The following is a 26,295-nucleotide window of genomic DNA, read 5'->3' as shown; positions in this document are numbered from 1 at the left end:
GGCCTACGATGCACGTCGTCTTCCGCGAGACCCACGGGCTGGAGGAAAGCGCGGTCCCGCAGGACCTGGCCCAATCCCCCGCGGACCTCGTCGTCCTCTCGTTCTCCGACGGTGACCTCGGCGCGTTCGCCGCGGGCTGGAGACGTGCGGACGCGGCCGGTAGCCGATTGCCATCGCTACGCCTCGCGAACCTGAGCGCACTCCAGCACCCGCTTTCGGTCGACACCTATGTCGAACAGACGCTGGCAGGCGCGAAGGGCATCCTGATCCGACTGATCGGCGGGCGGTCTTACTGGAGCTATGGCCTGCAACAGGTCGAAAACCTCGCGAGGGAGAACGGCATCGCGCTAGCCGTCCTCGCCGCAGACGGCCGCATCGACACGCGCCTCGATGCCGCCTCGACGATCCCGCTCTCGACGCTCCGCCGCCTGGCCCATCTCTGCGACACCGGCGCCGCAGTCGCAGCGCAGGCAGCGCTGGCCCAGTTCGCGCTCGCGGCCGGCATCTACGCCGGCCCCGTCACCGGCGTCCGCGCGATCGCCGACGTCGGCGGCTGGCAGCCACATGACGGCGTGACCTGCCCGGCTGCCTTCCACGTGAACGCGACACGCCCCCGCATCCTGATCGTCTTCTACCGCTCGTACGTGACCGCCGCCGACCTCCACCCAATCGAAGCGCTCCACGCCGAGCTTTCCGCGCGAGGGTTCGACGTCCTCGGCCTGTTCGCGCCTTCGCTCAAGACCCCGGACGCCGGCGGCTGGCTGACCCGCTGGGTTAAGGCATTAAAGCCCGCTGCGATCGTCAACGCCACCGCCTTCTCCGCACGCGGCGCTACCGACACCACGCCATTGGATGGCGCCAACGTCCCCGTATTCCAGATCGCGCTAGCGACCTCCGACCGCGCGGCTTGGATCGGCGCGACCCGAGGCCTATCGCCCGCCGACCTCGCCATGCACGTCGTCCTTCCGGAAGTGGACGGTCGCCTCTTCGCCGGCGTCGCCAGCTTCAAGGAAGCCGCCGCGCGAGACGGCGACCTCGAATACACCCGCCGCGAACACCGCGCCGACCCAGCCCGCATCACCGCCATCGCCGCGCGGATCGAAGCCTGGACCAGCCTTGCCAGCAAGCCCGTCGGCGACCACCGCCTCGCGATCATCCTCTCGACCTACCCGGGCAAGACGTACCAGATGGCGCACGCCGTCGGTCTCGACGCGCTCGCCTCCACGCAGGCGATCCTCGCCGACCTCACCAAAGCGGGCTACGCGATCACCCCTGACGCGACCGATCTCGCTACCTCCCGCATCCACTGGCCGCTCGCCGAGTATCGCAAATCCCTCGCGCAGCTCCCCGAAACCCTGCGGAAAGACCTCCAGGAAAGCTGGAGCGATCCAACAGAAGACTTCACGTTCACCGCGATCGACCAGGGCGGGGCCCTCGTCGCGCTCCAACCCGAACGCGGCCGCACCGAGCAACGCGCGGAGGAGTATCACGACCTCTCCCGCTGCCCCTGCCACGCCTATGTCGCGTTCTACCTCTGGCTCCGCACGCGCGGCACCGATGCGCTGGTCCATGTCGGCGCGCACGGTACGCTCGAATGGCTCCCCGGCAAGTCGGTCGCGCTGTCCGACGCCTGCTGGCCCGAGGCACTGACCGGCGCGATGCCCGTCATCTACCCGTTCATCGTCAACGACCCCGGCGAAGCGGCGCAAGCCAAACGTCGCATCGGTGCGGTCACGCTCGGCCATGTCCCGCCCCCGCTCGAACGCACGCGCATCGGTGCCGGCCTCGGCCGCCTCGAAGCGCTGCTAGACGAATTCTCCAACGCCGACGGCCTCGATCCCGCGCGCCGTGACCGCCTGCAACGCGACATCCGCGATGAAGCCACCGCCACCGGCCTCGCCGCAACGCTGGGCCTCGACGACGCGCAGTCCCAAGCCGACGCGATCACCCGCATCGATACGTTCGTCTGCGACGTGAAGGAAAGCCAGTACGGCGACGGCCTCCACATCTACGGCCGCGGCGAACACGGCGCAGCGGAACGCCTCGGCCTCCTGTCGGCGCTCCAAGGCAAGCGCGTCGCGTCCGGCCCGTCCGGCTCCCCGTGGCGAGGCCGCGCCGACGTCCTCCCGACCGGCCGCAACGTCTACACCACCGATCCCCGCGCGGTCCCGTCGCGCGCCGCCCACACCCAAGGCGTCAAACTCGCCGATGAACTCGTCCGCCGCCACCTCCAGGATCACGGCGACTACCCCCGCAACCTCGTCGTCGACCTCTGGGCCTCCGCCACGATGCGAACGGCCGGCGAAGAGTTCGCGATGGCACTCCACCTGCTCGGCGCTGAACCTGTCTGGGACATGCAATCCGACCGCGTGACGGGCGTCGAGATCCTCCCGCTGGCCAACTTCGACCGCCCCCGCATCGACGTCACCCTGCGCGTATCCGGCCTGTTCCGCGACGCCTTCCCGGCGCTCTGCACGATGTTCGGCCAAGCCGTCCGCGCCCTGGGCGCACGCGACGAGCCGGCCGACTGGAACCCGTTCGTCGGCAAGCCAGCCACCGCGCGCGTCTACGGCCCCGAACCCGGCCGCTACGGCCTGAGCATGGGCGACGCCGCCGAGACCTACACGCCGGAAGCGCGCCTGACCGCCGGCCAAGCGTGGCTGTCCGCCTCCAGCCACGCGCTCGACGCCGATGGGGAAGGGGGCCAGAACGCGTTCGACCCCGCCGGCATCCGCGACCGCGTCGCCGCCGCAGATGCCTTCGTCCACGTCCAGGACCTGCCCGAAACCGACCTCCTCCTCGCCGCGGACTACGCCGCGCACGAGGCCGGCTTCGCCGCCGCGCAATCGGTCGCGGGGGGCAGCGCCACGCTCTACCATCTCGACGCACGCGATCCGAACCACGCCAGGGCCCGCCCGCTCAACGAGGAGATCGCCCGCGTCGTCCACGCCCGCGCGGCACATCCCGCCTGGGTCGACGGCATGATGCGCCACGGCTTCCGGGGCGGTGCGGAGATAGCCGCGACGCTCGATCATCTCGGCGCCTTCGCGCACCTCGCCAGTGCAGTCCGTCCCGAACTGATCGACCTCTATTACGACGCCACGCTAGGCCGCGACGACGTCCACGCCTTCCTCGCCGAGGCCAACCCCGGCGCACTCGCGGCAATGCAGGCGCGTTTCGCAGCACTCCACGCCGCCGACCTCTGGCCGACCCGCCGCAACTCGATCCTCGCAGCGCTGGACCTGCCGGCATGAGCGCATTTGTCGTGAAAGGCTGGTGTCCAGACGCATGGCGCCCGATGATGGCCGGCGACGGTCTGTTGGTCCGCGTCCGCCCACCGCTCGGTCACGTGACGCGCGAGCAAACGCTCGGCCTGTGCGAGGCGGCGACGACGCACGGCAACGGCCTGATCGACCTGACCAGCCGTGCGAACCTCCAGATCCGCGGCGTCCGCGAGGAAAGCTGGCGTCCATTGATCGACACGCTGCTCGACCTCGGCCTCATCGATCCCGATCCGATCCGGGAGGCGCGCGCGAACATCCTCGTCGCGCCGGAATGGCGGACAGGCGACGACACCCACCGCATCGCCGAACTCTTGCGCGCACGTCTGGCGGACTTGCCCGAACTTCCCGGCAAAATGGGCTTCGCGATCGACGCTGGCGTAGAGCCGGTGTTGCAAGACGCTCCCGCCGACTTCCGCATCGAGCGCGCTGCATCAGGAACGCTCATCCTCCGCGCCGACGGCCGGACCTTTGGCACGCCAGTATCGCCCGGCACCGAAGTCGACCGGTTGATCGCACTCGCGCACTGGTTCGTCGACAGCGGCGGCACCGCCAGCGGCCGCATGGTACGCCACAGCGCCACACTGCCGGATTGGGCAGCCCCGACAACCCCTCCAGCCGCAAGCGCGCCACCACTTCGCATCGGAAAGCATTCCCTCGGACTCGCGCTAGGCCTGCCATTCGGTCGGATCGCAGCACGCGCGCTGGCACATTACGTCGGCACCGAGCGAGCAATTGAAGCGATCCGCATTACCCCTTGGCACATCGCGATCTGCGAAGCCGACGCGGCGCTTCTAATTGAACTCGACCCAGTCGATTTCATCACCGACCCCGCCTCGCCAACGCTTCATGTCGATGCCTGCGTCGGCGCGCCAGCCTGTCCGCAGGGCAGTGTCGAGACGCGCGCGCTCGCCCTACGCCTGGCGCCGCACATCACCGGCCGCCTCCACGTCTCCGGCTGCGCCAAGGGATGCGCCCGCGCTGCCCCCGCCGACGTGACGCTCACCGGTCGCGAAGGGCGCTACGACCTCGCTTTCGACGCGCGTGCCGGCGCACCACCCTCCCGCGCAGGCCTCGACGTCGCGCAGATCCTCGCCCAGTTCGGAGCCGCCTGAATGCCGTACGCCTACGAAACCGACGGCGCGGCGATCTACCGCCAGTCCTTCGCGATGATCCGCGCCGAAGCCGATCTCGCCCGTTTCTCGCCCGAGGAGGAGCCCGTCGCGGTCCGGATGATCCACGCCGCCGGGCTCGTCGGCCTAGCCCAGCACATCCGCTTCACGCGCACTTTCGCAGTCGAGGCTCGTCGCGCTCTACAGGCCGGTGCCCCGATCCTGTGCGACGCCCGCATGGTCACCGAAGGCATCACGAAGGCCAGATTGCCCGCCGACAACCGCATCGTCTGCACGCTTCATGCCGCCGAAACGCCCGAACTCGCGCGGACGATGGGCAATACCAGATCCGCCGCCGCGCTCGAACTTTGGCGCCCACATCTCGCCGGCGCCGTCGTCGCGATCGGCAATGCGCCCACCGCCTTGTTCCACCTGCTCAACATGCTCGAGGACCCCGATTGCCCGCGCCCGGCGGCGATCATCGGCTGCCCGGTCGGCTTCGTCGGTGCGGTGGAATCGAAGGCGGCACTCTGGACCGACCAGCCCGTGCCGTGCGTCGTCGTCGAAGGCCGGATGGGCGGCAGCGCGATCACCGTCGCCGCGATCAACGCGCTAGCGAGCGGCACCGAATGACACTCGTACGAACTGGGGGCACGATCCACGGCGTAGGCTTGGGTCCCGGCGCGCAGGACTTGATGAGCGTCCGCTCGGACCGCCTCGTCCGCGGCGCGCGCCACATCGCCTATTTCCGCAAGGCCGGTCGCCCCGGCCAGGCGCGAAAGATCGTCGACGGCATGCTCCGCGACGACGTGATCGAGTTCCCGATGGAATACCCCGTCACCACCGAGATCCCGGTCTCGGACCCGCGCTACAACGACTGCCTGTCCGCCTTCTACGCCACCTGCATCGACCGCCTCGCAACGCTCGCAAACGCAGGCGAGGACGTTGTCGTACTCTGCGAAGGCGACCCGTTCTTCTACGGTTCGTTCATGCACCTCTACACCCGCCTCCAGACGATCGCGCCGGTGAAGGTCGTACCCGGCATCACGGGCATGTCCGGCGCGTGGACGGCCAGCGGCGCGCCGATCACCTGGGGCGACGACGTCCTGACGGTGCTGATGGGCACGCTCCCCGAAGACGACCTCGTCCGCCGCATCCGCGATACCGACGCGCTGGTGGTGATGAAGATCGGCCGCCACCTCGCCAAGCTCCGCCGCGCGGTCGCCGCTGCGGGGCGCGAGGCCGAGGCATGGCTCGTGGAATACGCAGCCATGGCCGACCAGCGCGTGACGCGGCTGTGCGATGCGGAGGCGATCACGCCCTATTTCTCGATCCTGCTGATCCACGGGCAGGGGCGGCGGCCATGACCGGCTGGCTCGCCATCGCCGGCCTAGGCCCCGGCGACGAAGCGCTCGTGACGCCCGAAGTCACCGCGGCGCTTGCCGAAGCGACCGACGTTATCGGCTACATTCCCTATGTCGCGCGCGTCGCCCCGCGCGAGGGGCTTACGCTCCATCCCACCGACAACCGCGTCGAACTCGATCGCGCCACGCACGCGCTCCAACTCGCGGCCCAAGGCCACCGCGTCGTGGTCGTCTCGTCGGGTGACCCCGGCGTGTTCGCAATGGCGGCCGCGGTGTTCGAGGCGCTCGAAGCCGGTCCGACGGAATGGCGCGACATCGATATCCGCGTCCTCCCCGGCATCACCGCGATGCTCGCCGCCAGTGCACGTGCGGGCGCACCGCTCGGGCATGATTTCTGCGCGATCAACCTGTCGGACAATCTGAAGCCGTGGGGCGTGATCGAACGCCGCGTGCGTCTCGCCGCCGAAGCCGACTTCGCGATCGCCTTCTACAATCCGCGATCGAAGGCGCGCCCCGACGGCCTGATCCGCATCTTCGAACTCCTCCGCGAAACCTGCGCCGACGACCGCCCCGTCCTGTTCGCCCGCGCGGTCTCAACACCCGAGGAAACGCTCCGCATCGTGCCCCTGACCGAAGCCCGCGCGGACATGGCGGACATGCGGACGATGATCATCATCGGCTCCAGCCTGACGCGCGTTATCGATCGCCCGGCGGGACCGATCCTCTACACCCCCCGGTCGGCGCCATGATCGAGCCAGCGCATCACATCCGCCACCGCGTGCACCTCGCGCCGAGCGGGCAGGGCAGGCCGATCGATCATGATCACCGGGAGCCCAAGCGCGCGCGCCGCATGCAGTTTGGCCGACGCCCCCGTGCCACCAGCGTTCTTGCAGACCACGACTTCGATGCCGTGTGCCTCCATCAACCGTCGATCGCCCTCGACATCGAACGGCCCACGGTCGACCACGAGATGATGACGCGGCAACCCCGGCGGCTGGTCGGGCACATCGACGAACCGCAGCAGATAGTCATGCTGCGGTTGCTCCGCGAACGCATCGACGTGCATCCGCCCCAGCGCCAGCATCACGCGCCGCTGCGGCCCTTCCAGCGCCGCAACCGCAGCGTCGATATCGGCCACGCGCGTCCACCGATCGCCAGCGACCGGCAACCAAGCAGGCCGCGTCAGTGCAATAACTGCGACACCGGCGCGCTCCGCCGCGACGACCGCGTTCGCGCTCATCCGAGCCGCGAAGGGGTGCGTCGCGTCGACCAGATGCGTCACGCGATGTTCGCTCAGATAGCGGACAAGCCCCTCGACGCCGCCAAAACCGCCGATGCGCACCGGGATCGGTTGAGTTTTCGGTTCGGCGACGCGTCCGGCATAGCTCAGCACCGCATCGTTGCCCCGCGCAGCCAGCGCCGAGGCAAGCGCGCTGGCCTCGGTCGTGCCGCCCAGCACCAGGATGTTCGACATGGCTGACACTCCCTGGCTGACGATCATCGGTATCGGCGAAGACGGTGTGAATGGCCTGTCCGCGTCGGCAAAGGCCGCATTGGCGCAAGCCGAGCTCGTGACCGGCGCCACCCGCCACCTCGCGTTGCTCCCGGACCTTAAGTGCGCGGTCGAACCCTGGCCAGTCCCGTTCGGCGACGGTGTCACTCGGCTGCTCGCACACCGTGGCAAGCGCGTCGCGATGCTCGTGTCCGGCGATCCGTTCTGGTTCGGTGCGGGTACGTCGATCACGCGCCACCTCGATCCCGGCGAATGGGTAGCGAACCCCGCGCCCTCGACATTTGGTCTCGCCGCCTCGCGCCTCGGCTGGCCGATCGAGGAAACCAGTTGCGTGGGTCTCCATGCCGCACCTTTTACCCGCCTCCGTCAGCATATCGTACCCGGTCGTCGCGCGATCGTGCTGGTCCGCGACGGCGCGGCGGTTGTCGGATTGGCACGGTATCTCTCCGACCTCGGCTTTGGGCAATCGCGCCTGCATATTCTCGAAGCGCTCGGCGGGCCCCGCGAGCGTGTTCGCGACATCGCAGCAGCCGATCTCGATGATGACGGCATCGTCCATCCCGTCGCGGTCGGGATCGTCTACGCGGGGCAGGGCAAGGTTGTGCCTCGCACAGCCGGCCTGCCGGACACTTGGTTCGATCATGACGGCCAGCTTACCAAACGCCCGGTTCGCGCGCTGACGCTGTCCGCGCTCGCACCGAAGCCCGGCGAGACGCTGTGGGACATTGGCGCGGGGTCCGGCTCGATCGGCATCGAGTGGTTGCTCGCTCATCCGTCGACGCATGCTACTGCCTTCGAAGCCGACCCCATCCGTGCCAGCCGAGCCGAGAGCAACGCGGCAGCCCTCGGCGTCGATCGACTTCGTGTGATCCGGGGCCGTGCACCGGAGGCACTCGAAGGTCACGCCGCTCCAGATGCGGTCTTCGTCGGCGGTGGGGTCTCCGAAGCCGTGCTCGAAACATTGTGGGCGAGGCTGCCAGCTGGCGCACGCCTGGTCGCCAACGCAGTGACGCTTGAATCCGAGGCGTTATTGGCGCGGTGGCACGGACTGAAGGGCGGCACGCTGCTGCGCCTCGATCTGTCGGAAGCCTCCCCGCTCGGCACACGACGCGGCTGGCGCGCGAGCTATCCGGTCGTCCAATGGAGCGTCACGCTGTGATCGTCGCTGGTTTCGGGTTCCGCGCGGAGGCTACGTTGGCATCGCTTCAAGATGCGCTCGCCAGCGCGCGGCAGGGCCAGCCGCAGATCACGCGGCTTGCCACCCCCCGCGACAAGGCTCCGCTGGTCGAACGGCTCGCCGAGGCGATGGATCTGCTCCTGGTCGCTATCGACCCAGATGCGCTACGCGCTGCACAAACGGCCACGAAGTCGGCTTTTAGCCTGAAGATACGCCAGACTGGCAGCGTCGCCGAAGCTTGCGCACTCGCTGCGGCAGGACCCGGCGCGCGGTTGCTGACACCGCGCCACATTTCCCACGACCGCATGGCGACGTGCGCCATCGCAGAAGGATCCGCATGACCGTCCACTTCATCGGCGCAGGCCCAGGCGCGCCCGACCTGCTTACACTCCGCGGGCGCGACCGGATCGCCGGATCGCCCGTATGTCTCTATGCGGGCTCGCTGATTCCTGAGGCGATGCTCGATCATTGTCCGCCGGGCGCCCGCATCGTCAACACCGCGCCCTTGTCGCTCGACGAGATCATCGCCGAGATCCAGACCGCGCACGACGCCGGCCAGGACGTCGCCCGGCTCCACTCCGGCGACCTGTCGATCTGGTCGGCGATGGGCGAGCAACTCCGCCGTCTCCGCGCGCTCAACATCACGTTCACGATCACGCCCGGCGTACCAGCCTTCGCCGCCGCCGCCGCTGCGCTGGAGGTCGAACTGACGCTGCCCGAACTCGCGCAGTCGGTAGTGCTGACCCGCACGCCTGGCCGCGCCAGCACGATGCCGCCTGCCGAAACCTTGACCGCGTTCGCCGCGACCGGCGCGACGCTCGCGATCCATCTTTCGGTCCACAACCTCGCACAGGTGATCGCGGACCTAACGCCGTCCTACGGCTCGGAATGCCCCGTCGCGATCGTCTGGCGCGCGAGTTGGCCCGACCAGCAGATCGCACGCGCCACGCTGGCGACGATCGCCGACGCCGTGGCGGGCAAACCCGATCGCACAGCCCTGATCCTCGTCAGCCAGGCCCTCGCGGCACACGATTTTGCTGAGAGCAGCCTCTACGCACAGGGATACGACCGCCGCTTCCGGCCACAATCGGCGGACTCGAAGTTCGCTGGAGGGGAGGCGTGACGCCCGGCCTGATGGTCGCCGCACCCGCATCGGGCACCGGCAAGACCACCGTCATGCTCGGCCTCCTCCGCGCACTCCGTGACGACGGCGTTGCGGTGCAGCCGTTCAAGAGTGGCCCCGACTATATCGACCCGGCTTTCCATCGCGCTGCCAGCGGTCGCGCATCGTTTAACCTCGACAGCTGGTCGATGTCTGCGACGATGCTCGACACCCTTGCTGGTAAAGCCGACGATGCAGACTTTGCGCTTGCGGAGGGCTCGATGGGCCTGTTCGATGGGGTCGCGAAACCGGGCGCTACCGGCAACGGTGCCAGCGCCGACATCGCTCGCCGGATGGGCTGGCCGGTCGTGCTGGTGATCGACGTCTCAGGGCAGGCGCAGTCTGCCGCAGCCACCGCCCTCGGCTTCAGCCGCTACGACCCCAGCGTCCGGATCGCCGGCGTGATCCTTAATCGCGTCGCCAGCCCCCGCCACGAACGCCTCGCGCGCAGCGGCATGGACGCGGTCGGCATCCGCGTGTTCGGCGCACTCCCACGGCGCGGCGACCTGAAGCTCCCCGAACGCCATCTTGGGTTGGTGCAGGCGGTCGAACATCCCGACCTTGATGCGCGGATCGCCGAATATGCGGACTTCCTCCGCGCGCATGTCGACATCCCCGCGCTTCACGACGCCGCTACCGCCAGCACCAAGCCTGCAAGCGCGGTCGGCTGGATACGCCCCCCGGCCCAGCGTATCGCCTTGGCGCAGGACGCCGCCTTCTCGTTCACCTACGCGCATGTCCTCGAAGGCTGGCGGCGTGCGGGCGCGGAAATCCTGCCCTTCTCCCCGCTCGCCGACGAACCTCCCGCTGTGGATGCCGATCTCGTATGGCTTCCCGGCGGCTATCCCGAACTCCACGCCGGCAAGCTCGCTGAAGCCCATCGGTTCCAGGCAGGCCTGACGGAGTTCGCCAAGACCCGCCCGGTCCACGGCGAGTGCGGCGGCTACATGGCGCTGGGCGAGGCGCTGATCGATGTGGACGGTGTTCGACACAAGATGGCAGGCCTGCTCGGCATCGTCACCAGCTACGCTCAGCGGAAAATGCACCTTGGCTATCGGCGCGCGACCTTTCTCGCACCGATGGGCGGCGTCGAAGCGGGCGCCGCGCTGACCGGCCATGAATTCCACTATTCCACGATCCTCGACCAGCCTGACGCTCCGCTCGCGAACGTCACCGATGCCGAGGGCACCGCCGTCTCCGAAACCGGCTCGTATCGCGGCCACGTCTCGGGCAGTTTCTTCCACATGATCGCTGCCACCCCATGACCGGTTTCGTCTCCTTCGTCGGTTCCGGTCCCGGGGACCCCGAACTTCTCACCTTGAAGGCGGTTGCGCGATTGCAGGCCGCCGACGCGGTGCTGTTCGACGACCTGTCCTCGACCGTTCTCGACCATGCTCGCCCAGGCGCCGACCTCGTCGCTGTCGGTAAACGCGCCGGTCGCCCATCACCTAGTCAGGCGCACGTCTCGCAACTCCTGGTCGAGTACGCGCAAACCGGCATCCGCGTCGTCCGCCTAAAATCGGGCGATGCGGGCATGTTCGGCCGCCTTGAGGAGGAGATCGTCGCGCTCCGGGCAGCGGGCATTCCATTCGAAATCATCCCCGGCATCAGCGCCGCCAGCGCTGCCGCCGCCGCCGCGCAGATCCCGCTCACACGCCGGCTCAACGCGCGCCGCGTGCAGTTCGTTACCGGCCACGACGTCACCGGCGACCTGCCCGAACAGCGGAACATGGCCGCGCTCGCCGATCCCGGGGCGACGACCGTGGTGTTCATGCCAAAGCGAACATTCCCGGCGCTCGCGGCATTGCTAATCGAGCACGGCCTTTCCCCGAACACGCCCGCGCTGATCGCCGAAAATATCGGACATCCCGACCAGTCGCTGATCCGGTCGACCATTGCCGACCTTGCTGCGCAATTGCAGGCAGGCTTCTCCAGCAAGCCCGCGCTGATCCTCTACGGTCCGCTGATGGATCCTGAGACCGAAACATGATCGACCTTCACCTCATCGGTATCGGAACCGGCAACCCCGATCACCTCACGCGCGCCGCGATCGTCGCGATGAACGCCGCCGACCTGATCCTGCTGCCCCGGAAGGGCGATGCGAAGTCCGACCTGATCGATCTCCGCCGCGGGATCTGTGCAGAGGTGCTGACCGGAGCTACGCGTGTCGTCGAATTCGTCCTGCCCGAGCGCGACACGACCGCGCCCTATCTACGCGCGGTCGACCAATGGCATGACGCCATTGCCGTCGTCTGGAGCATTCAGATCGCGCAACACTTGCCGAACGGCGGCCGTCTCGCGTTACTCGTATGGGGAGACCCGTCGCTGTACGACAGCACGTTGCGCATCGCCGATCGGCTGCGAACGGACGGTATGGCGATGACCGTAACCGTCGAGCCCGGCATCACCAGCCTCCAGGCGCTGACGGCAGCGCACGCCATACCGCTGAACACGGTCGGCGCGCCGGTTCTCGTGACGACGGGTCGAAGGCTGAGGGCATGGGGGTGGCCGGCCGATATCGGTACGATCGCCGTGATGCTCGATGGCGATTGCGCGTTCCAGACGCTCGACGCGGCGGGTATTTCGATCTGGTGGGGTGCGTATCTGGGGATGAAGGATCAAATGCTGATCGCCGGCCCCTTGACCGTCGTCGCGAAACGGATCGTCCAGACTCGTGCCGATCTTCGCGAGCAGCATGGTTGGATCATGGATATCTATCTTTTGCGCCGCGATACGTCCCGCCGATCGGATAACTCAGGCTAACCTGAACCTTGGATGGCTGGCACGTTCAGCAAGTATTTGTATTGCCGACCGTAATCGCCCCCGATCGAAACAACGTCGGAGTCCGACCATGCTCAAGATCGTCATAATCGTTTGTGCGGCGATATGGGGAGCATCGATGCTGTTTGGGGTGACCCTGCTCGTGGGGAGTCGCTACTCGACCCGTATCCGCCGGTTCGTGACCGGAGACTGAGCGCGTTTGGAAGAAACGATCGGCGCGTCCGAGACGGCGCCGATCGCCCCGTAAATGCTGATTATTCGAGGTCGTCTTCGTCGACGATGATCGTCGATGCATTCGGCTTGCGCTCGATGGCCGCGAGGCACGCGTCGACGATGTCGTCGTTGAAGCGGTTGAACAGCTCGATGCCGTCGTCCTCGGGTTCGTCGCCGCTCAGTTCCTTCAGAACCGCGTACTTGACCGCGAACTCATATTCGTCGCCGTCGAACTCGCCGGAAAATTCGATCTGCTTCTGGATGTCGTTGTCGACGACGCTCGCCTGATCGATTTCAAGGGTATTTGCCATGTCGGAACTCCTGGGGTTTGACCGCCTACTGCCTGCGAGCGGGCGGCAGTGCAAGCGCTCAACCGGGTGGTTTGCTAACCGATTGTAACAAGGGCTTAGGCAGGGCAAGGATAGGGGCATCACTCCTGCCATTGTGAGTCGTCAATGTCGCGTTCCAGCCTGCTTCGTTCCGCCGCCCTTCTGTGCTGCATCGCCAGCGCTGCGTCCGCGCAAACTCCTGCCAAATCGTCACGCGTCAATCCGCTGACCGTGCCCAGCACGCTGCCGTTCCAGGCGCCGCGCTTCGATCAGATCAAGGACACCGACTACCAGCCCGCGCTCGAGCAGGGCATGGCGGAACAGATCGCCGAGATGAAGGCGATCACCAACAACCCCGCGGCGCCGGCCTTCGCCAACACGATCGAGGCGATGGAGCGCTCGGGCCGGACGCTCGATCGTGCAAGTCAGGCGTTCTTCGGCGTGTCGCAGGCGAACACCAACGACGCACTCGACGCGGTACGGTCCGCCGAGGCACCCAAGCTCGCGCAGCACAGCGACGCGATCTATCTAGATCCCAAGCTCTTCGCGCGCGTCCAGGCGCTGTACGCGAAGAAGGACTCGCTCGGTCTCGATGCCGAGCAGAAGCAGGTGCTGGAGATCTATCACAGCGATTTCCTGCATGCCGGCGCGCAGTTGAACGACGCCGACAAGGCCAAGCTGCGGTTGCTCAACACGCAGATTTCGACCGCGACGACCGATTTCCAGCAGAAGCTGCTCGCCGGAACCAAGGCGGGTGCGCTGGTGGTCGACGACAAGGCCAAGCTCGCCGGTCTCAGCGACGCCGAGATTGCCGCCGCTGCAGAGGGCGCGAAGGAACGGGGGATGCCCGGCAAATACGTGCTGTCGCTCCAGAACACGACGCAGCAGCCGGCGCTCGCCTCGCTCTCCGATCGCGCAACCCGCGCGGCGCTGTTCGAGAAGAGCTGGAACCGGTCGCGGCGCGGTGACGCGAACGACACGCGTGCGCTGATCCAGAAGATCGCGCAGTTGCGCGCGCAAAAGGCGCAGTTGCTCGGCTATCCGAACTATGCCGCCTATTCGCTGTACGACCAGATGGCGAAGACCCCCGCCGCGGCGAAGGGCTTCATGACGCAACTCGTCCCCGCGACCGCCGCGGAACAGCGTCGTGAGGCAGCCGAGTTGCAGAAGACCATAAACGCAACCGGCACCACGTTCCCGCTCGCGCCGTCCGACTGGGATTTCTATTCGGACAAGGTGCGCAAAGCCAAGTACGACCTCGACCAGAACGAGCTGAAGCCGTATTTCGAGATCAGCCGCGTGCTGACCGATGGCGTGTTCTTCGCCGCCAACCAGCTCTACGGCGTCACGTTCAAGGAACGCCGCGACATCCCGACCTACCAGCCGGACATCCGCGTGTTCACCGTCTACGACAAGGACGGCTCCGAGCTGGGCCTGATGTATTTCGATTACTGGAAGCGCGACAACAAGGCGGGCGGCGCGTGGATGTCGAACTTCGTCGGCCAGTCGAAGCTGCTGAAGACCAAGCCGGTCGTCTATAACGTCGGCAACTTCACCAAGCCCGCGCCGGGCCAGCCTGCGCTGATCACGTTCGACGACGTGACGACGATGTTCCACGAATTCGGCCATGCGCTGCACGGGTTGTTCGCGAACCAGACGTATCCGCTGGTGTCGGGCACCAACACCGCGCGCGACTGGGTCGAGTTCCCGTCGCAGTTCAACGAACATTGGGCGCTCGATCCCAAGGTTTTCGCGAACTATGCCAAGGATTACCGCACCGGCGCGGTGATGCCCCAGGCGCTCGTCACCAAGATCAAGAACGCGGCGAAGTTCAACCAGGGGTATGAGCTTGGCGAACTGGTCGCGGCGGCGACGCTCGACCAGGACTGGCATTCGCTGCCGGCGTCAGCCGGGCCGCAGGAAGTCGACGCGTTCGAGACCAAGGCACTGAACTCGATGGGTCTCGACACGAAGGACGTGCCGCCGCGCTATCGCACCAGCTATTTCGCACACATCTGGGCGGGCGGTTATGCGGCCGGCTACTATGCGTATCTGTGGACGCAGATGCTCGATAACGATGCATATGCGTGGTTCATGGCGCATGGCGGGCTGACGCGCGCGAACGGCCAGCGCTTCCGCGACATGATCCTGTCGAAGGGGCATACTGAAGACTACGGTCCGATGTTCAAGGCGTTCTACGGCAAGGACCCGGATATCGGCCCGATGCTGGAAGACCGCGGCCTGACGGCGGGCGCGAAGTAAGGGAACGGTGGTGCGGCGGCCTTTCTGACCGCTGCACCGCACCATATTAAATCTGTAGCGTAACGGTCATCCGACTGTCTCGCAGTGCCAATAGGCGCAGCCCCGGGAGTGACGATCGATCGATCTCGCTAGGGGTTTTCAAGAATGACGATGTTTTCTCGTACGGCCGCGCGGCTGTTGTGCGGCGCTATCGGTTTTGTCGTGGTCGGCGTGCCAGTCGCCTCGACCGCGCAGTCTCTGGTAGCCACGGACGCGGAGTCGGGTTCGCCTGCGCCTGCGCCTGCGCCTGCGCCTGCGCCGGTGGCCGGTCCGGCCGATCCAGCAACGCCGCCCGCCGGGCAGGATGATACGATCGTCGTCACCGGCGCCAACACGCGGTCGGTGACTCAGGTCAGCGGCGTCGACATGCAGAAGATCCTTCCCGGCGTGAGCCCGTTGAAGGCGTTGCAGACGCTGCCGGGCGTTACGTTCCTGACCGCCGATCCTTGGGGCAACAACGAGCAGAATATTTCGCTGTTCGTGCACGGCTTCAACGCGCAGCAGCTTGGCTACACGCTCGACGGCCTGCCGCTGGGCGACCAGAATTACGGCAACTACAACGGCTTGTCGCCACAACGTGCGATCATCTCGGAGAACGTCTCACGCGTCACGCTGGCCAGCGGCGCGGGCGATCTCGGTACCGCATCGACCAGCAATCTGGGCGGTACGATCGATACCTTCTCGAGCGACCCGCGCAAGGATATGGGTGTCCAGGTCGACCAGACGCTCGGCAGCCATTCGACCTCGCGACTGTTCGCGCGGATCGACAGCGGCGACCTTGGCAACGGCAACGCGTTCTATATCTCGGGCTCGCGGCAGAAGGCCAAGGCGTGGGATTTCAACGGTATTCAGGGCGGCTATCAGGCCAATGCGAAGTTCGTTCATGACGACAGCAACGGCAAGCTGACGCTCTACGGCGCGTTTTCGGACAAGACCGAGCCGAACGAGGATGCGACCGTCGTCACGACCGCGACGCAAGGCACCGCGCCGTACGTCCGCCCGTTCGTCTATCCCAATTTCAACGCAATGCTGACCTATCTCAACTCCGGCGCGTACAAGGCGGACGGGTCAAACTACCGCAATTACTACGGCGTCGCAGCACGCACCGACTATCTCGGCTACGTCAAATACGACTGGAACGTCAGCGACCGCGTGACCTTCTCGAACCAGGCCTATTATCATCACAACGACGGCGTCGGTGTCATCGGCGGTCCGATCGACGTCGCCGGCCTGCCTAAGCTGTTCTCATTCTACTACCCCGGCCAGAATCTCACCCAGGTGTTCGGTGGCTCAGGCCTTGCGACGCGCACGACCGAGTACCGGATCGACCGCGGTGGCCTCGTCTCCATCGTCGCGCTCGATCTCGGCGCGCATCATGTCGAGTTCGGCGCCTGGTACGAGCATCAGAGCTCGTCCGCCTATCGCCGCTGGTATCCATTCCCGGTCAACGATCCGAGCACGCCGTACCAGCGCCCGCGCGAGGAACTGACCCCGCTTATCACGCAATATCACAGCGAAGTGCGCGTCGACGAGTATCAGGCTCATATCCAGGACAGCTGGAAGGTCCTGCCGACGCTGACCATCCAGGGCGGCGTCAAGAGCACGTTCCAGAATGCGTCGCAGCGCGTTCCGACGCAGCCGATCCCGGGCTCGTTCACCGGCTCGGTCGCGCTGCCGGTCGGCAAGATCGACACGCACAAATACTTCCTGCCGCAGCTTGGTGCGCTGTGGGATGCAACCGATAACGAGCAGGTGTTCGTCAACGTCCAGAAGAACATTCGCCAGTTCCAGACCAGCGCCGCCGCCGGCCTGTCGCCGTTCGCGCTCGGCAGCCAAGCGGCGTTCGACCTGTTCAAACAGGACGTCGAGCCCGAAACGAGCTGGACCTACGAGGCGGGGCTGCGTTCGCATCATGCATTGAACATTGGCCCGCTGACCGGCTTCGATGGCCAGATCAGCGTCTATCACGTCGACTTCAGCAACCGCCTGCTCGGGATCAGCCCGACGCCGGTGGTGACGGCAGTCGTCAGCGGTGCGGCAATCCTCCAGAACGTCGGTGCGGTGAAGACGGACGGGTTCGACATCGCCGGCACGTTCCGGTTCGGCCCGCACTTCTCGTTCTACGATGCGCTGTCGTACAACAACTCGCGCTACGAGGCGGACTATATCAGCGGCACGAGCACCGTCGCGACTGCGGGCAAGAAGGTGCCGGGCAGCCCAGACTGGCTGAACAAGTTCACCGCCTCGGCCAATTACGACATCTTCGACGCGCAACTCGTCGGCGACTATATCAGCAAGCGGTTCGCGACCTACACCAACGACCTGTCGGTGCCGTCCTACTTCACGCTGTCCGGCCGCATCGCCGCGCACGTACCGCTGTCGGAAGGGCAGGTCGTCAAGACGGCGACGGTCAGCCTCAACGTTACCAACATCACGAATAAGCGCGCCGCCTCGACGCTCAGCATCGGCGCGGCGAGCGGTACGTTCAACCAGTTCCCGGTCGCACCCCGCCAGGTGTTCGGGACGATCAGCGTCGGCTTCTGACGCGGGCAGGGGGCCTCGGTCTTGCCGGGGCCTCTACTGCGCGTCCGTCGTCATCGGGAATATCATCGGAGGATCGCCCGGTTGCCAAGGCGGCGGGCGTATCATGACCCGAGCGAACAGGGCCGATGCGAGGTGCATCGCCAGCCACGCCTGTAGTCGCTCGAAGGGCAGACCGTCGAAATAGGAACGATCGGTCTGCGCGAACTGGCGGACGAACGGCATGATCGCGAGATCGGTCATCGACTGCGGGCTGGTGCCGAGACTGCCGCTAGCACGCAGCCTCTCGCCTAGATCGCCGAGCAGCACGGTAGCCGCATCGCGGTGCTCGATCGGATCGACGTCGTAGCGATCGGCATATTTGTAGCGGTCGAGATGGTGTTTGAAGGCGCCGTCGTTCGTCGCGATCAATCCAGCGTCGTTATCGGTTGGCCACTCGGCGTCGGGCGTACGCGCGCAGGCCCAGCGCATGATGTCGAGGCTCTGATCGATCACCGTCCCGTCCGGCAGCACCAGCACCGGCACGGTTCCCTTGGGCGACGCGTCGAGCATTGCCGCCGGCTTGTCCCGCAAGACGATCTCACGCAGTTCGACCTTACGATCGGCCGCCGCGATCGCGAGACGCGCGCGCATCGCGTAGGGGCACCGTCGGAAGCTGTAGAGGATCGGCATCATCGGACCTGCATAACCCGATCGGGCGTCCAGGTCGCCTGATCCGGAGAACAGTCGGCGCTACCGCGATCGATACCGCGGAACGGCATCGATCGCGGCAAGGCCGTCAACTCAGAAACGATAGCCGATCGTCGCCTGCACGGTCCGGCGGTTGCCGTACCAGCACCAGTTATAGTTGGCGAAGCACGACGTCAGATACTTCTTTTCGAAGATATTGGCACCGTTGACCGCGAGGCTGAGGCCCCGCAGCGATGGGGCGAACTTTTCGAGGTCGTAGCGGATCAGCGCATCATAAACGGTGTGGGACGGGCTGTTGCGACCCGCGGTCTCGCCAGGCGTGACGCCTGCATAGACCTCGTCGACATGCCGGACCGCACCGCCGATCGTGAGCCCTTCGAGGCCGCCGCTACGTGGCGTCCAATCGAGATAGGCGGACGTTCCACCACGCCCGACGGTTTCCAGCCCACGACCGACACGCGCCGGAGCATCCGCATCGCTGGTAACCTTGACGCGCTGCCGGCTGAACGCGACGCGCGCGTTAAAGCCGTAGGGCAGGGGGGCACTCCCCTCGAACTCGACACCCTGCGAACGAACGCCGCCGGTCTGTCGTGACACGCTGAAATTGGGCGTCGATGTCAGGACGTTGGTCTGGTCGATACGGAACCATGCACCGGACAACAGGATCTGCGTTCCGGGAATGCTGAACTTCGCACCGGCCTCGATCTGCTTGCCGAGCGATGGGTCTGCCAGCCCGGGCTGGCCGTTGCTCTGCGTGATCGGATTCGCTTGCTGTTCGAACGACGTCGAATAGCTGACGTACGGCGCCAGACCGAACGGCAGCGTATAGAGGGCGGCCGCACGGTACGTGAATTTCTTGTCGTGTTTAACACGCCCGTCCTGTTGCGCGCGCGCCCAATCCTGCCGCCCGCTCAAGACTACGCGAAGGTCGCCGAGCGCCATCTGGTCCTGTGCGTAGATGCCCTGCTGACGCTGCTGCACATCGATCGCGAACTGACCGCCGATCTGTTCCGGGCTCGTCGGGACCGTCACCGTACCGTAGACCGGGGCAAAGCCGTTAAGGGGAGGCGCGACGCCGAACGCGGCAAGCTCGCGCGAGTGCGCGACTTGCCGGTCCACACCGAACAGGAGCGTGTGCTTGATCAGGCCGGTTTGGACGGTGCCGGTCAGCTGGTTGTCGAACGTCCAATTGTTGAGTTGCTCGCGGGTCGCGTAGGACGCACGGCTGAAAGTCTGCTGCGTCGGATCGCTCCCATCCAGTCCGCCTGCGGTATAGATGAGTCCGAGCGCCGACTTCACATACTGATAGCGCCCAGAAGAGCGGAACGCCCATCCGCCGCCGAAATCGTGACGGAAGATGTAGGTAAGCGCAGCCTGCTCACGGCTGAAGCGGTTGCCGGCCTCGCCGCCGTCGAAGCTGGTTGGCAGTTTGCCGTTGGGGTTGGCGAGCAACGTGCCGCTGGCGGGGAACACGCCGTAGTCGCCGTTGTATGGATCATGCGAATAGGCGCCGAGCAGCGTGAAGCTGGTCGAGCTGCCCGCACCCGCCGTTACTGCACCCGAGATCGTCTGGCGCTCGCGCTTGCCGAACTTCTGCTGCGTGTCGGCACCGTTCGCACTGCCGTTGATCCGCCACAGGACGCCTTCGCCGGCTCGGCCACCGATGTCGGCATCGACGCGGTAGAGGTCATAATTGCCATAGGTGCCGCTTATCGCGCCGTAGAGCGCTTGGTCGAGCGGAAGCTTGCTCGATTCCGCAACCAGGCCACCGGGGCTAGACTGGCCGTACAATACTGATGCGGGGCCCTTGATGACTTCGATCCGGTCGAGCCGCGAGACGTCCACCTGCGGCACCGCGTAGCCGGACGGGCTGCCGAACTGCTTCAGGCCGTCCAGATAGACCGGGGCATCGAAGCCTCGCAGCTTGAACTGGTCATAGACCTCGCCGCTCGACCCGCGCGTTTCCGGGGTCACGCCCGCCACGAACCGGAGCGCCTGGTTGAGGTTCTGCAAACTGCGTCCGGCGATGTCGTCGGCGGTGATGACGGTGATCGACTGCGGCGTTTCGGCGAGCGGCGTATCCGTCTTGGTCCCGGAGGAAGCCTGGTCTCGCGGATGCTGTCCGGTCACGACGATCACGTCCGAGGCGTCCTCGTGCAAAGTCTGTGCATAGCCCGGCGCGACGGCGAAAGCAGCGGAGCCCAGCAAGATGGCGATGCCAAGACGACGTGTCATATGATTCCCTTTACGTTATCGCGCCCCGCTAATGTTTTTGATAACTATTATCAATAGCCGCGTTCCGACCGATCCAGATAGCGCTTGCCTCTGCGGCAATATGGCAACACCAGCCACGGAACGTAACGTGATGGACGATAGACATGAGCGGCAAGATACTGGCGGTCGAGATTGCGACGGCGGGGGACGCATCCTGGTTCGGGAAGCATCCCGATCGCCGGCTACGGATCCGCAACATGGTGATGGGCGAGTTCGGCGACGTGAGCGGCGACCCTCCGGTCGGCATGGCCTGGCGGACGATCGTATTGGAAGCACAGCCGGGTGCCCGTAGCCGCCAAGCGATCGCACTTTCGATCGGTATGGATGTCGACGCGTTCGACGACGACGATCTGTTCGATCTGTTCCTGCGCGTTGCTCCGCCCGGCGCGCGGAAAATGATTGCAGCATTGCGCCAAGTTAAGTTGCCCGGCAGGCCCAAAACCTGAGTCCGTCTCGCGTGGTTCAGCGGCCCGCATACGGGAACAAATATGGGGCAAAGCGAGGCTTTCCCGTGGTGGACTGCGCTTCTAACTTCGCCGCCGCCTGCTAGCTTGAGTGACAGTGACGCGCTGCCGAAGGGCGCTGCGTCCTCGGTGCCCTGCCCGGATACGAGAGTGTCGCACGGACGGGCGGGGCACCTCGTTCATTTCTAATTCACCTTCGAACGGCATATCGCGAAGTAGAGGCATCGCCCAAGTAACGCGTACCTTCAGCGCCCCGTCGGTTTCTGTCACACGGACGGACGGGGCGCTATTTCGATCCGGTTAAGCCAAGCCCTGCCGCGACAACCGCGCATCGATCAGGTCGAGTTCGCGCCCGAGTTGCTCCGCCAGTTCGACGCCAATCTCCCGGCGTCGTGCAAGGTCGAAGATCGCGTTGCGCTCCGCACGTACCGCCGCAAGCCGCATGTCCCGTTCGATCTTGACGTCGCCCTGTCGTGCGCGGTCCTCCGGCCGCGACGACAGGCTGTCGATGCGTTCGCGGTACTGGTCCATCAAGCGCGCCGCGACATCGGTGAAACGATCGGGATCGTCGCGCCCCTCGGCCATCCGATGTTGGACGCGGTCGAGTTCGGCGATCGCGGCGTTGGCAGCGACCAGCCGCGCCTGATCGCGCGCAGCACCAATGCCGGTTTCGGGCGGCAGGCTGAGGCCCCGCAGCAGCAACGGCAGCGCGACGGCGGCAATGACCAGCGACGACAGGATGACGCCCGACGCAAGGAAGATAACGAGATCGCGCGCCGGGAAGGGCGTACCGTCGGCGAGGCTCAATGGCAGCGTAAGCGCGCCTGCCAAGGTGATGGCACCACGCGCGCCGGCGCACGACATCGCCGCAATGATGCGCCGTGGTGGGCTTTCGCCCGCGGTCGTATCGTTGCGCCGCCGTGCTCGGAGAAGGGTGAACTGGAGTGAAACCCAGACCCAGCCGTAGCGAAGGATCGCCAACCCGGCGACGACGGCAATGACATAGACGGCCAACCACCACGGGCTGACATGCCCGGTCGACGTAACGGTGTCTCGGGCGCGAACGAACACTTCGGGCAGTTGCTCGCCGAGCAGCACGAAGATCACGCCGTTCAGGGTGAACTGGAGCATGTCCCACACCGCGCGCCTGCGGATGCGCGTTCCGGCGGCGACCGCGGTGGTCGCGTCGGTAAAGGTCATCGCGATACCCGCGGCGGCGGCGGCGAGGACGCCAGACGCGTGGATGTGTTCGGCCAGTAGATAGGCGGCGAACGGGATCAGCAGGCTGACGAGGATGTTCGATCCGGCTTCGTCACCGAACCGTCGTGCGAAGGCGCTCTTGGTCGCGACGATGCCGAGCGCGACGCCGACACCGATCGCGACGCCCGCAATGGCCATCCACGCGAACGTCGCGGCGGCATCGGCGAACGAGAAGGTGCCGGTCAGTACGGCGGCGATCGCAAAGCGGACGCAGACGAGGCCGGACGCGTCGTTCAGCAACGCCTCGCCTTCAAGGATGTGCATCATCCGCTTCGGGATCGGTGCGTTCTGGGCGACCGCGGAGACGGCGATAGGATCGGTCGGCGACACTACCGCTGCGAGTGCGAACGCGACGCCGAGCGGCATCGCCGGGATCAGCCAGTGCACGAACAAGCCCATGCCCAGCACGGTGAGGAAGACGAGCCCCAATGCGAGCCCCAACACCGCTCCGCGATCGCGAAACAGTTCGTCCTTCGGAATGCGCCAGCCATCGAGGAACAGGAGCGGCGGCACGAGCAGCAGGAAGAAAAGTTCGGGATCCAATTCGACCCGGACGTGCGCGACCATGCCGATCAAGGCGCCAAGCGCGATCTGCACCAGCGGACGCGGCAGCGCCGACGGCAGCATGCGCGACGCGATGCCGCTGACCACGACGGCGAGCAACAGGAACAGGCACAAAGTCACAATCTGCAAACCGGACTCCCAAGGATTTGGACGCGCGGCAGGCACGCAGGCGCGCGATCGAGAGGACCGGCGAGTATCCAGTATCAGATAGCAGAGAACTGGAAATTTCGGAAGCGCGCTGCACCTTTTCCCGCCGCGTACAATCCCGGTCGCAGCATCAGGAAACCGCCGCGAACATTGTGGTGGTAGCCCGACACCTCCATCCCGCGATCGAACCGGTGCCACGTCCGGCCGCCGTCGCCGCTGGTGTCGTACGTGACGATATGCCGATCGTTGGTCACGCGGATCCGCATCGAACGGCCATGCGGGTTCGTGGGACGGCCACGTTCAGCGCCATATTGGTGAGTGACGAACCGGTCGCCGTCGAAACCGAGCCCGCAATAGAGCTTGTCGTCGTAGAACAGGATCAATCCGGCGGTGGCGCCGGGATCGATCTCTACGTCGCATTCGAATTGGTAGCGCGTGTCGCCTGCGATCAGCAGGAGCGGGGAGGAGTCTACCGGCGCAGTACCGCTCGCAGTCAGCGTCAGGGTTTTGCCGGAGACAGACGTGCGTTTCGCCTCGTCGGGGCGGGGGCGGAAGAAGCTCCATTTCGTCCCGAGCGCGAGTGTCTCGAAATTGTCCGAGAGCAGCTGGCCGTGCGGGATCGCGGTGCCGCCCTTCGGCTTCGCAAGCGGCTTCGACAGGTCCCCGCCCGTCATCCGGAACCAGCCGTCGGCGGTCCACTCCACGGGATCGAGCAGCGTCTGGCGTCCGAGCGTCCAATAGCCGTTCTCAAACCCGTGATAGAGCGCCCACCAGTCGCCTGCCGGCCCTTCGACCAGCGAGGCGTGACCCCGCGACCACCAGCGTTCGGCGGTGTCGGTGGTGCGGACGATCGGGTTGGCTGGGCAATCCTGCCACGGCCCATGGATCGAGCGGGAGCGCGCTGCGATCACCATATGGCCGGTCGGCGGTCCGGCGGTGCCGCCCACCGCGGTGATGAGGTAGAACCAGCCGCCGTGGCGGACGATCTTGGGCCCCTCCGGCGAGAACCCCTCGACGATCCAGTCCTCGGGATAGCGCCACGGATCATAGACGTGCTCGACCGCACCGACTGTCGAGAGGCCGTCGGGGGCGAGGCGGATGCGGTCCCCGCCCGACAGGAAGAGCCAGCGACTGCCATCTTCGCCGACGATATGGCACGGGTCGATATGCTTGTGGAGCCCGAGATCCACGGGATCGCTCCACGGGCCTTCCATGCGATCGGCGTGGACCACCCAGATCGAGTTCGGCTCGGCTTTCACGGGTATGTAGAGGAAATAGCGGCCGTCATGCTTCTCGAGGCTGACCGCCCAGACCGATCCGATGTTGCGCGTGAGCGCCGGGCCGATCGGTTGCCAATTCACCAGATCGCGCGAGTGCCAGATGACGAGCCCCGGATAGGAATCGAAACTGGAGAAGGTCATGTAATAGTCCGACCCGTCCTTCAGGATTGCGGGGTCGGGTCGGTCGCCGGCCATCACTGGGTTCAGGAAGCGGCCGTCGCCTAGATCGGCGATACGCTGGTTATCCAGACCGCGGCGCCAGTCGGGCGCGGGCGTCTTGGCTGCAGTTCTGGCGGGCGCCTGTCCGGGGACGAGCAACGCGCCGGCTGCGCCGAGCGTGGTGAAGGCGTCGCGTCGGGTGAAGGTCATGATCGGATCTTTCGGATGTCATCGGTGCGCTGGCGACCGTGGACGAGCAGCGCGGTGTGATACGCGACCGGAGGTTTACCGCGCGCTATATCGGCGATCGTGAGCCACGCCATCGCCTCGGCGACACGCGTGGCTGGTTCGAGCGGGATGCGCGCGAGTTCGACGTCGAACGGCGTGAAATACGCGGGTTCGCCCTGCCATTCGACGAGGCGCTCGCGGGCTTGTTCGATCGACCAGCCGTGGAGGTGGATGCCGAAATCGACGAGCGCGCGGGCGACGCGGAAGAGGAGCCAGTGGATGTGGCCGAGCGCGTCGTGGGGGTCGGTGTAGGCGCCCGCCTTCTCCGCGAGTTGCTCGGCGTAGATGCCCCAGCCTTCGACGAATGCCGAGGCGTAGTCGATGCGGAGCGGGTGCGGCGGGGTGGCGCTCTCCAGGCCGAGCTGGATCATGTGGCCGGGGAGGAGTTCGTGCGCGACGACGCTGGGGAGAGTCCAGCGTGGGCGGCGGCGGATGTCCTTGAGGTCGACGACATAGGCGCCGGGGCGGGTCGGGGTCGGGACTTCGCGGTAACCGGCGCGGCCGGCGGCGATCTCTTGCGCTGACAGGGAGCGGGCGGTCGCGTTCAGGCACCAGGACGGGAATTGACCGAATGCTGCCGGGATGTGGGTGCGGGCGGTGGCCAGCATGCGGTTCATGTCGGCGACGGCTTCGATGCGGCCGGCGTCAGTATCCGGGTAGAGAAAGCGATCGTCGCGCCAGAGCTTGGTGTAGCGGTCTGCGATTTTGCCCTTGGGGGCGCCGATCTGGTCGAACAGGTGGGTCGCGCGGGCTTGGAGGTGGTTCAGTTCGGCAAATAGTCGACGTTCGGCGTAGGCTGGCGTCATGCTGCCGAGCGAGCGCTGGAGCACGAGCGTGTACCAGTCCGGGCCGCCACGGAACCGGCCGACGCCGGGGGTGGAGGGAGCTGTGTCTCGCAGGCCCTCCAGCACCGCGATCTGGCCGTCGATCGCGGGGTTCGATGGGGCGGTGCGGAGCGCTTCGATCGTGCGATCGAGGGACAGGCGGGGGAGGATGATGCCGGTTTCGGCGTCCGTCTGGATGGCGGCGGTGTCTGCGTCGATCTTGGCGGAATCGAGACGCGCGGCTTTCCACGCGCCGGTGGTCGGGGTGACGCGGTACAGACTGCGCCCGGTGCGGCGAAACGCAGACCGCGCGATGGCGGCGTCGATCGTGAGGCCGGCGCGGGCGGTGCTCAGGTCGAGGCGGTCGCCGGGTTGCAGGCCCTCTGCGTGGAAGGGGACTAGCAGGCGGAGCGCTTCGTCCGGGTCGGTTGCGGCGGCTGCGTCGAGGGCTTGGCGTAGGGACGGGGTGGGTTGGGCACCGACGTTCGTAGCAAGGAAGGCAGATGCTCCCAGCCCGGCGAGTACGCTTCTCCGGTCCGGAGTCATTCTCCACACCTCCGTTCGCCCTGAG

General features: G+C 66.3%; 21 protein-coding genes. 14 read left to right on the top strand and 7 right to left on the bottom strand.

All coding sequences use genetic code 11. From position 1 onward, the window contains the following. The first annotated feature begins 8 nt into the window (after positions 1-8). Genes cobN through cobJ form a run of 5 tightly spaced genes read left to right on the top strand, consistent with a single transcriptional unit; the run spans position 9 to position 6,506 of the window. Complete coding sequence (gene cobN / locus C8J39_RS09955) at positions 9-3,254, top strand: cobaltochelatase subunit CobN (protein ID WP_120300278.1); 3,246 nt, start codon at positions 9-11, stop codon at positions 3,252-3,254. Continuing rightward, on the top strand, positions 3,251-4,396 hold the full coding sequence (cobG, locus tag C8J39_RS09950) for a precorrin-3B synthase (protein ID WP_120300277.1): 1,146 nt from the start codon (positions 3,251-3,253) through the stop codon (positions 4,394-4,396). Before cobN ends, cobG begins: the two co-directional genes overlap by 4 nt. After that, on the top strand, positions 4,397-5,026 hold the full coding sequence (locus tag C8J39_RS09945) for a precorrin-8X methylmutase (protein WP_120300276.1): 630 nt from the start codon (positions 4,397-4,399) through the stop codon (positions 5,024-5,026). After that, complete coding sequence (cobI, locus tag C8J39_RS09940; protein WP_120300275.1) at positions 5,023-5,760, top strand: precorrin-2 C(20)-methyltransferase; 738 nt, start codon at positions 5,023-5,025, stop codon at positions 5,758-5,760. The genes C8J39_RS09945 and cobI overlap by 4 nt, the downstream gene beginning before the upstream one ends. Beyond that, positions 5,757-6,506 (top strand): precorrin-3B C(17)-methyltransferase, encoded by a 750-nt coding sequence (cobJ, locus tag C8J39_RS09935; RefSeq protein WP_120300274.1) that lies wholly within the window; start codon positions 5,757-5,759, stop codon positions 6,504-6,506. The genes cobI and cobJ overlap by 4 nt, the downstream gene beginning before the upstream one ends. Here cobJ and C8J39_RS09930 read toward each other — a convergent pair. Next, entirely contained in the window at positions 6,482-7,231 is a 750-nt protein-coding gene (locus tag C8J39_RS09930) for a cobalt-precorrin-6A reductase (protein ID WP_120300273.1), read from the bottom strand. The two genes, cobJ and C8J39_RS09930, sit on opposite strands and share 25 nt — an antisense overlap. Here C8J39_RS09930 and cbiE point away from each other — a divergent pair. From cbiE to cobF, 6 genes are read left to right on the top strand one after another with little or no spacing between them, the layout of a single operon-like run. Continuing rightward, positions 7,230-8,429 carry a precorrin-6y C5,15-methyltransferase (decarboxylating) subunit CbiE gene (gene cbiE / locus C8J39_RS09925; RefSeq protein ID WP_404969328.1) on the top strand — a complete coding sequence of 400 codons (1,200 nt, stop codon included), beginning with the start codon at positions 7,230-7,232 and terminating at the stop codon, positions 8,427-8,429. The genes C8J39_RS09930 and cbiE overlap by 2 nt on opposite strands. Continuing rightward, positions 8,411-8,788 carry a cobalamin biosynthesis protein gene (locus C8J39_RS09920; protein ID WP_243649850.1) on the top strand — a complete coding sequence of 126 codons (378 nt, stop codon included), beginning with the start codon at positions 8,411-8,413 and terminating at the stop codon, positions 8,786-8,788. The genes cbiE and C8J39_RS09920 overlap by 19 nt, the downstream gene beginning before the upstream one ends. Then, positions 8,785-9,570 carry a precorrin-4 C(11)-methyltransferase gene (gene cobM / locus C8J39_RS09915; protein ID WP_120300270.1) on the top strand — a complete coding sequence of 262 codons (786 nt, stop codon included), beginning with the start codon at positions 8,785-8,787 and terminating at the stop codon, positions 9,568-9,570. The genes C8J39_RS09920 and cobM overlap by 4 nt, the downstream gene beginning before the upstream one ends. Positions 9,571-9,581: 11 nt before the next feature. Next, a complete protein-coding gene (locus C8J39_RS09910) occupies positions 9,582-10,874 on the top strand; it encodes a cobyrinate a,c-diamide synthase (RefSeq protein ID WP_056059610.1) in 1,293 nt (430 codons plus the stop codon). Then, complete coding sequence (gene cobA / locus C8J39_RS09905) at positions 10,871-11,599, top strand: uroporphyrinogen-III C-methyltransferase (protein WP_056058834.1); 729 nt, start codon at positions 10,871-10,873, stop codon at positions 11,597-11,599. The genes C8J39_RS09910 and cobA overlap by 4 nt, the downstream gene beginning before the upstream one ends. Then, the gene (gene cobF / locus C8J39_RS09900; protein WP_120300269.1) at positions 11,596-12,372 is read left to right on the top strand and encodes a precorrin-6A synthase (deacetylating); all 777 of its coding nucleotides are present in this window, start codon (positions 11,596-11,598) and stop codon (positions 12,370-12,372) included. Before cobA ends, cobF begins: the two co-directional genes overlap by 4 nt. A gap of 272 nt (positions 12,373-12,644) precedes the next feature. Here cobF and C8J39_RS09895 read toward each other — a convergent pair whose 3' ends face one another. Beyond that, positions 12,645-12,914: a DUF1488 family protein gene (locus C8J39_RS09895; RefSeq protein ID WP_056058830.1), complete on the bottom strand. Its 270-nt coding sequence runs from the start codon at positions 12,912-12,914 to the stop codon at positions 12,645-12,647. A gap of 144 nt (positions 12,915-13,058) precedes the next feature. On the opposite strand from C8J39_RS09895, the gene C8J39_RS09890 reads away from it, so the two are divergent. Together C8J39_RS09890 and C8J39_RS09885 are read left to right on the top strand one after the other, a co-directional pair. Then, a complete protein-coding gene (locus C8J39_RS09890; protein ID WP_120300268.1) occupies positions 13,059-15,194 on the top strand; it encodes a M3 family metallopeptidase in 2,136 nt (711 codons plus the stop codon). Positions 15,195-15,338: 144 nt separating this feature from the next. Beyond that, positions 15,339-17,777, top strand: a complete 2,439-nt coding sequence (locus C8J39_RS09885; protein ID WP_243649847.1) for a TonB-dependent receptor — start codon at positions 15,339-15,341, stop codon at positions 17,775-17,777. A gap of 33 nt (positions 17,778-17,810) precedes the next feature. On the opposite strand, the gene C8J39_RS09880 is transcribed toward C8J39_RS09885, so the two are convergent. Next, positions 17,811-18,446: a glutathione S-transferase gene (locus tag C8J39_RS09880; protein ID WP_120300520.1), complete on the bottom strand. Its 636-nt coding sequence runs from the start codon at positions 18,444-18,446 to the stop codon at positions 17,811-17,813. Positions 18,447-18,557: 111 nt separating this feature from the next. Further along, a complete protein-coding gene (locus tag C8J39_RS09875) occupies positions 18,558-20,699 on the bottom strand; it encodes a TonB-dependent siderophore receptor (protein WP_120300267.1) in 2,142 nt (713 codons plus the stop codon). Between the two features lie 143 nt (positions 20,700-20,842). Here C8J39_RS09875 and C8J39_RS09870 point away from each other — a divergent pair, with 143 nt between their 5' ends. After that, positions 20,843-21,184, top strand: a complete 342-nt coding sequence (locus tag C8J39_RS09870; RefSeq protein ID WP_120300266.1) for a hypothetical protein — start codon at positions 20,843-20,845, stop codon at positions 21,182-21,184. A gap of 318 nt (positions 21,185-21,502) precedes the next feature. Here C8J39_RS09870 and C8J39_RS09865 read toward each other — a convergent pair whose 3' ends face one another. The 3 genes from C8J39_RS09865 to C8J39_RS09855 form a co-directional block, all read right to left on the bottom strand. Then, complete coding sequence (locus tag C8J39_RS09865; RefSeq protein ID WP_183037970.1) at positions 21,503-23,155, bottom strand: Na+/H+ antiporter; 1,653 nt, start codon at positions 23,153-23,155, stop codon at positions 21,503-21,505. A 74-nt stretch (positions 23,156-23,229) separates the two neighbouring features. Next, positions 23,230-24,822 carry a family 43 glycosylhydrolase gene (locus C8J39_RS09860; protein WP_120300265.1) on the bottom strand — a complete coding sequence of 531 codons (1,593 nt, stop codon included), beginning with the start codon at positions 24,820-24,822 and terminating at the stop codon, positions 23,230-23,232. Then, positions 24,819-26,270: a DUF885 family protein gene (locus tag C8J39_RS09855; protein ID WP_120300264.1), complete on the bottom strand. Its 1,452-nt coding sequence runs from the start codon at positions 26,268-26,270 to the stop codon at positions 24,819-24,821. Before C8J39_RS09855 ends, C8J39_RS09860 begins: the two co-directional genes overlap by 4 nt. Between the last annotated feature and the right edge of the window lie 25 nt (positions 26,271-26,295).

This window comes from Sphingomonas sp. PP-CC-1A-547, from assembly GCF_003610375.1.
Lineage (GTDB): Bacteria > Pseudomonadota > Alphaproteobacteria > Sphingomonadales > Sphingomonadaceae > Sphingomonas.
Note: the sequence above shows the minus strand (reverse complement) of the source record. Positions and strands in the feature narration are given on the sequence as shown.